Genomic DNA, 6,723 nt, shown 5'->3' with positions numbered 1-6,723 from the left:
GAACATGGTCAATATCGTGGTTCCATTCAACTAATGTGATATTATATTTTTCACTCAATGACACAAATTTATCTTTGGCATAATCCGAAATCGTATCATCTATTACTTTTCTTCGATACTTCACAACTAACACAAGATGGTAATGCATCAAAAATACTGAATGATTGTTACTGTCTAATTTCATTGTTATCTCAATCCTTATACTTAATAAGACTGATTATACCATAATAAGAAAAAAGACAAAATAAAAAACCTTTGGGCTGTCGCCCAACCGACATTCATCTCCCCCTTATCGTTGGCTACGCCCTTCACACGCTTGAAGAGGGAGACTTCTTTCGGAAGTGCGTTAAAGGCCTTGCGCAAACACTTACCCTTTATCCAGAACAGTTTTACATACACTTACAATAACGGTCGCATTGAATGGATTAAAAATATAATTATAGTTTAAAACCCCACCGTATCTGGTTATTCCAATTTTAATAACTACCGAAGTCGAATCATAATTCGCTTCAAATTTAAAGCAGTCGACCTTTCACAACAAAATAAACATTCAAGCCGCATAAAACAGCTTAAATGTTTATGAAAATCACTTATAAGATTTTGGTGAAAAACGCATTTTACAATGTATCTGAGTCTTCTTCACTAAGAAAGTAAGCCACTTGGCGATCAAGTGCTTGGATTCTTTGGAGAGCCTGTTCGTGACTGATTTGTCGATAGTGGTGATTACCACCCACTTCTTCCACTTTGGTGTCCGCTTCATGCACTAATTGCTGCAATGGCGTTAAATGCAACTCACCATCAGGTAAATAAGAATCCGTATGAAGCAAGATCGCTAAAGCAATTGCTTTCGCTTTTTTACGATCTTCTCCTAAGCGAATCAACAGCTTATGTGCTCGCTCCGCCCCTTTAATCGCATGAATATCATTTTCTTTATAGAGGTCATAATCCCACTTACCATCACGGTACCACTCATAGTGACCAATGTCATGTAAAAATGCTGCCTTTGTTGCCAAGTCAGGGTCCACACCAAAATCCTCAGAAATCTCTAAGGCGACTTCTGCAACATCAATCGCATGAGCCATGCCAGAACGGTTAACATACTTTTGAACAATATGGTGATGATATAACTCTTCTAATGTGATATGCCGCAATGTCATCGCCCCCTTTTTTTCTCTATAAACTAGCATGGAATCCTGAAAGAATCAAGTTAGTTATCCATTCCCACTCACTAGCTTCGGCAAACGCACAGGTGGACTATACGGTATACAAACTAAATTAGAAAAACCATCCTATTATCCGTCATACTAAGATAAAAAGATGGTTTTTTTCGTTGCTATTATAACTCTTGATCATGCTCCGTTAAATGATGGTAGGGCGCACCATAAATGTTTGACCGACTTCTATAATGACAACTCACCAATGTAGAATTAGCGACGTGATGAAAGTTATTTATTAAAATTTCTTCAATAGCTAGCTTTAATCCTTCTTCATGCCCTCTAGATAAAGATCGACACACACCTTCTCCATCATGAGCATCCAAACCCATTACTTTCGCAGTTCTTTTAACAGTTAATGATGCTGAACACGTCTCACCAATACCAATAGCTAAAGCACTGGGCTTTCTTCGACTGATTTCTGTAAGAGCACCTTCATGATAACAATGCCTGTCTCGTAATTAAGCGTGCCTAGACAACGTATCGCTATACCTTTGATGTCTTCATAGTCTAAGGCGACCGCAGTCATTTGTTCAAGTAATGCATCCTTATCAACATAAGCGGTGAAAAACTTCCCTGAAGCTTTAGCTTCTCCATTCCGATCAACAATCCTTGACTGGTGTCATAAGAAATCTCGACTACTATCTAAAATACTGTTATGATTGACCAACATCGCGCACGATAAAACCTAACGAACCTAAGGTAATTAATCCTCCCGCTATCACAGTTAACGTAATAAGCGGCCATACATTAAATACTTCAACAGGTAATTCTGGAACCCAATAAAAAGGAGACACCGCCATTAACCAGTCAGGAAATTCAAGTAAATCACCTAGATAGATGGTCATAAATGAAAAGAGTAGATAAAGCCATGCCAAACTTTCTAATTTCCCTATCAAACCATATAAAACAGCCATTATACTTAACACCACCCACATAGCGGGTAAATAGACGAGGTTCGCTTGAACTAACGTCCAAAAATCTATAGACGTGTCTAACACATACACGCCAGCACCTGCTAAACTGAAAATACCGAGACTTAATAAAACAATACTTGAGATAAGACTAATTATGACATACCAACTATACACACGGACTCGTGAGATTGGTCGAGCAAGTAAATGGTCTAAGCGACCTTTTGCCTCTTCTGACTTCAATCGATGGAATACCATGAGCATAGGAATAGTTGAAATAATGGCCATGACCTTTAAAATAATGGCAATAAATTGTTCTGTTAATGAAACATCGTTTGCTGAACCTATAATTTGTTGTATAATTTCATTTTCAGTTAAAAAGAGCTCCAAATCACCTAGGACAGACCCATAACTTAGACCAATCAATAACATCGCTACCGCCCAAGAAAGTAAGGGTACTTTTTGTAATGATAAAATGAATCCTGGTGTCGTCTTCAGGAAGCCCGAAGCTTTATTTTTACCTTTTTTATCAGCTAATAAGCCACTGCCCAAATCTCTTTTTTCTCTTAAGCGCATACTAAACACCATGATCACTGTACTGAAGATAAGTATAATCAGTTGTGGCCAGAAATAATTATTAACAAACGCTTGAGTCTCTTGCAAAATACCTAGTGGCGATAAAAAGGATAACCATAAATCACCTGCATCACCCACAGCACGGACAATATAACTCATTCCTAAGACCAAATAACTCAACATCATCGCACCACGCTGATTGTTGCTGAGCTGTGCTGTTAAAAGCGTAACAGCACCAAAAAAAATACCAGACGAAGCTAGTGCAAGACCATAACTTAAGCTACCTAAGAAATTGATGCTCTCAATCTGTAACAGTGTTAAACTTACTGTTGTCGTAATCGCAAGCAATACATTCGTTATAACTAAAAGAGCAATCGCACTAAGGCTTGGCGCTAGCCGGCCAATCGGCAAAGCAAGCAACAGTTCTAGTTGCTGACTTTCTTCATCTTGACGCGTTAATCTATTAACTAAAAGGATCGACATAACGGCGACAACAATCATTGTCATCAATAACATCTCATGACTAAACATTGCGCCATTTGTATAATGATCTATACCAAAACCTCGCCCAATAAGTGCTTTCATTGCAGGGTTTTCCATTGTTTCTGCCATCATTTGGCGCTCTTGGTCCGATTGATAAATGCCACTTAAGGCAAGAGCAACTGCCACAGTTGTAACCACAAGACCAGTCAACCAAGTAAACAGTTTTACATATTCTCGTTTAATGTAAAACCTCAATAATTTTCCTACTTGATAAAAGGGTTGTCGACTCATCATTATACCCCTCCTTTTGCATCACCTTCATAATGTCTCATAAATAGATCTTCCAGTGTCGGTTCCTTTGTTTCGAGCTTCGTCACTTGGTAGTTTCCTAAATAGCTCAGAACACCCGCTATATGTCGGTGATCAACTTGAAAATACCACTTATCATGATCCTTCACCACATCATATACCCCTTGACACTCACTAAAGTCTAAGTCTTCTACCGCTTCTACGATAAACTGCGTACGCGTTAAGTGACGTAAATCTTTTATGGAACCGGACTCAATGATTTCCCCTTGACGAATAATCGCGACATCATCACAGATTTGCTCAACTTCAGACAAAATATGACTTGATAATAAGACGGTTTTCCCAAGAGCTTTTTGCTCTTTTACGAGCGCCTGGAATTCACGTTCCATTAAGGGATCAAGACCAGATGTCGGTTCATCTAAAATATACAACTCACTTTCAACACTAAAAGCTGCAATTAGCGCTACTTTTTGACGATTACCTTTTGAATACGTACGACATTTTCTTGAAGGATCGAAATCAAAACGTTTGATTAACTCTTCTTTTCGCGAACTTTTTGGATCTTCACCTTGCATATCGATAAATAAATCAATCACTTCTCCGCCCGTAAGGTTTGGCCATAAATTGACATCACCAGGTACGTAGCTCATACGTTTATGAATTTCAACAGCATCTTGGTAACAATCTAAACCAAAGATTTTTGCCTTGCCACCATCTTTTCTCAGTAATCCTAAAAGAAGACGAATCGTTGTTGACTTTCCAGCACCATTTGGTCCAATAAATCCAACAATACGCCCTTTATCAACTGTTAAATTCACACCCTTTAAAGCTTGAACCCTTCCAAAGTTCTTCTTTAGATCTGTCACTTCAATAATCATTTGACACACCACCAATTTTTTATAATATACTCATTTTATTACTTCCGTTGTTTTTCTATAAAATAGAATCCTACTCCGCCAAAAATAATCGTTAAACCAAGTAATAGGCTATATGGCACAAGTAAATCATTTATAGCAACGCTACGTACAATGACGTCGGATAGCGATTCAATTCCATAACGGATTGGAATAAATCGACTAAACGCTAACAACCAAGGTTGTGTCACAAATTCGAGTGGCCAAAAGGCCCCACCTAACATAGCTGATGCTGTTGCAACGATGGGAATAACTGCCTGCAGTTGTTGTGGCGTTCTCACAACACTCACAAGCATAAGACCTAAAGCGACAATGCTGATTAAGAAAAAGCTTATTGAAAGCAGCAATAAACTATACTGTTCTCCGAATGAAAAACCGAGCCATTCAGTAAAAATCAAAAAGCTAACCCCAACCTGGATAAATCCTATAAGAAAATAATAAAGAAATAACCCACTATATATATTGAATTTAGAGACAGGAGATAACATCATCCGTTCCCAAGTCCCGTCCGTTTTTTGTTCAGCTATACTCATCATCTGAAACAAGACGGTATACATAACAAAATAAAGCGTCATTCCAACAATGACTTGCGCTTGAAATTCAATGGCACTCCCTGATGTATCACGTGATGTAACTTCAAGTGGAACAAAAGTCTCCAGCACATCTTCTGTTAAATCATTTGCCAGAAGCCATCTCACTTCCTGATACACTTCATTTAAGTATTGGTTTGTAAGCGGCTGAGAAAAGGATGATTGACCGACAATAAACTCGTACGTATCTTGTTCTAATTGAACCGCAAAGCTTAAACGGTTGTTCCTAATTAAACCTTCTACTGTTTCTTGGTCATTTATCTTAAAGTTAAAGTCATCCGTGCGATTTAATCGTTCAACAAGTTCTTCATATGCATGATTCGGCAAGTTTGTCGTGTACGTTTGAACCGTCACCCCTGGTGAAGATTGACCCTGCCCTAAAAAAGTCACAAATAATAGCGTTAACCCAAAGAAAGTTAAGACAACAAACGGTTGTTTAAACAGTCGTTTCCACTGCATCATAAAAATCGTCCACATTAACTTAACCTCCTTTTAGGAAATAACAACCAGCCAGCTATAAAGATAACAACACTCATCATCCCTATCCTTAACAGGAACGGTGTACTTTCTAGTAATGCATACCCTTGAGTCTGTTGGAGATAAACGGTCATCATTGCACCGTTTGGTGTCCAATTCCCAATTGTTCTAATTAATGGTGATATTTGTTCGACTTGGGTAAAGCTACCTCCTAAAAAGGCGAATAACGTCACCACAAGTCCGCTAAATATGCCAGAGACTGCATCGGTTGGCATCATCAAAGTAAGCGACGTCAGTAAAGCTGTCAATGCACCAATCACCATCGCATAGACAAACGTGACACCTGTAATTGTCAACCAGAAGTCACTAGACCTCCCACTAAATGTATCAAACAATAACTGGGATACACCAAATAAAATCCCCAGTTGCATAACCGCTAGCACATATCCACTGACTACCTTACTAAGTAAATAACGTACGGGCTTTTCTCCTGCTAACATCATTCGCATGAGTACATCATGTTTCTTTTCAATAAAGGCGTTTGAGCTAATAGATGACGCAACATACAAACTAAACATCATGGCCATCCCTATTGTGTAGTATTGAAAGGCCGAAACTTCTATCGTTGTGTCGACCGTTTTTATCTCACCTAAAGTCATAGGCTCAGGTTCTATTAGTGTATCACCCGTCACTGTTTGGATGCTCATAATTAAATTGTATTCTGAGGTAAAACGATGAAAGATTTGCTTTAACACATTTGATTGAATTCTCGTCTCATCTGCCACCTGCAATACAAGTGGCTGACTCGCCTTTTCTCCACCTAAAACTGATAAAGCTTGTGTTGTCAAACCATCTGGAATCACTAATACACCTTCAACGTCTTGATTGGCTAGCGCCTCTTCTGCTTTTGCTTTGGATAGTTGATGAAGGATGATTAACTCATCAGCTTCAAGTGTTGTTAAAACCTGCTGAATCTGACGATTCACCTGTATACTATCTATGATCTCTTCTGCTTGTTGAGCAGGAAGCCCTTGTTCAATCAACACCCCTGGGTCACTGTCACGTGCTGATGTTTCATCAACAACAGCTAGATGTATCGGATCAATACTGCCGCCACTTGTCATTAACCCTCCCAAGCTTAATCCAAGAATAGAAATTAAGACAAATGGCATCACAAGTAAAATTAAAATTTCTGACCGTGCTTTAGAGATGGTTAATATATCTTTTTTAATTAAATTAAACATAA

The 6,723-nt window shown here is 38.5% G+C and carries 6 protein-coding genes; all 6 read right to left on the bottom strand.

The features are described from left to right. Positions 1-184: transposase (locus tag BM163_RS06555; RefSeq protein WP_177200253.1), on the bottom strand; the 184-nt coding region annotated here is incomplete at its 3' end. Positions 185-617: 433 nt separating this feature from the next. Next, positions 618-1,151: an HD domain-containing protein gene (locus tag BM163_RS06550; RefSeq protein WP_089801408.1), complete on the bottom strand. Its 534-nt coding sequence runs from the start codon at positions 1,149-1,151 to the stop codon at positions 618-620. Positions 1,152-1,870: 719 nt separating this feature from the next. Continuing rightward, complete coding sequence (locus BM163_RS06540) at positions 1,871-3,478, bottom strand: ABC transporter permease (protein ID WP_089801420.1); 1,608 nt, start codon at positions 3,476-3,478, stop codon at positions 1,871-1,873. Between the two features lie 2 nt (positions 3,479-3,480). Continuing rightward, the gene (locus BM163_RS06535; protein ID WP_089801404.1) at positions 3,481-4,374 is read right to left on the bottom strand and encodes an ABC transporter ATP-binding protein; all 894 of its coding nucleotides are present in this window, start codon (positions 4,372-4,374) and stop codon (positions 3,481-3,483) included. Positions 4,375-4,412: 38 nt separating this feature from the next. Beyond that, on the bottom strand, positions 4,413-5,477 hold the full coding sequence (locus BM163_RS06530; protein WP_089801402.1) for an ABC transporter permease: 1,065 nt from the start codon (positions 5,475-5,477) through the stop codon (positions 4,413-4,415). After that, positions 5,477-6,721: an ABC transporter permease gene (locus BM163_RS06525; protein ID WP_089801400.1), complete on the bottom strand. Its 1,245-nt coding sequence runs from the start codon at positions 6,719-6,721 to the stop codon at positions 5,477-5,479. The genes BM163_RS06530 and BM163_RS06525 overlap by 1 nt, the downstream gene beginning before the upstream one ends. Positions 6,722-6,723 lie beyond the last annotated feature (2 nt).

The organism is Halolactibacillus alkaliphilus (assembly GCF_900115465.1).
Taxonomy (GTDB): Bacteria; Bacillota; Bacilli; order Bacillales; family Amphibacillaceae; genus Halolactibacillus; species Halolactibacillus alkaliphilus.
Note: the sequence above shows the minus strand (reverse complement) of the source record. Positions and strands in the feature narration are given on the sequence as shown.

What these genes read in the sequence shown, in the direction of transcription:
- BM163_RS06540 (WP_089801420.1), bottom strand. Translation starts at nt 3,478, where the DNA reads ATGAGTCGACAACCCTTTTATCAAGTAGGAAAATTATTGAGGTTTTAC.
- BM163_RS06535 (WP_089801404.1), bottom strand. Translation starts at nt 4,374, where the DNA reads ATGATTATTGAAGTGACAGATCTAAAGAAGAACTTTGGAAGGGTTCAA.
- BM163_RS06530 (WP_089801402.1), bottom strand. Translation starts at nt 5,477, where the DNA reads ATGTGGACGATTTTTATGATGCAGTGGAAACGACTGTTTAAACAACCG.
- BM163_RS06525 (WP_089801400.1), bottom strand. Translation starts at nt 6,721, where the DNA reads ATGTTTAATTTAATTAAAAAAGATATATTAACCATCTCTAAAGCACGG.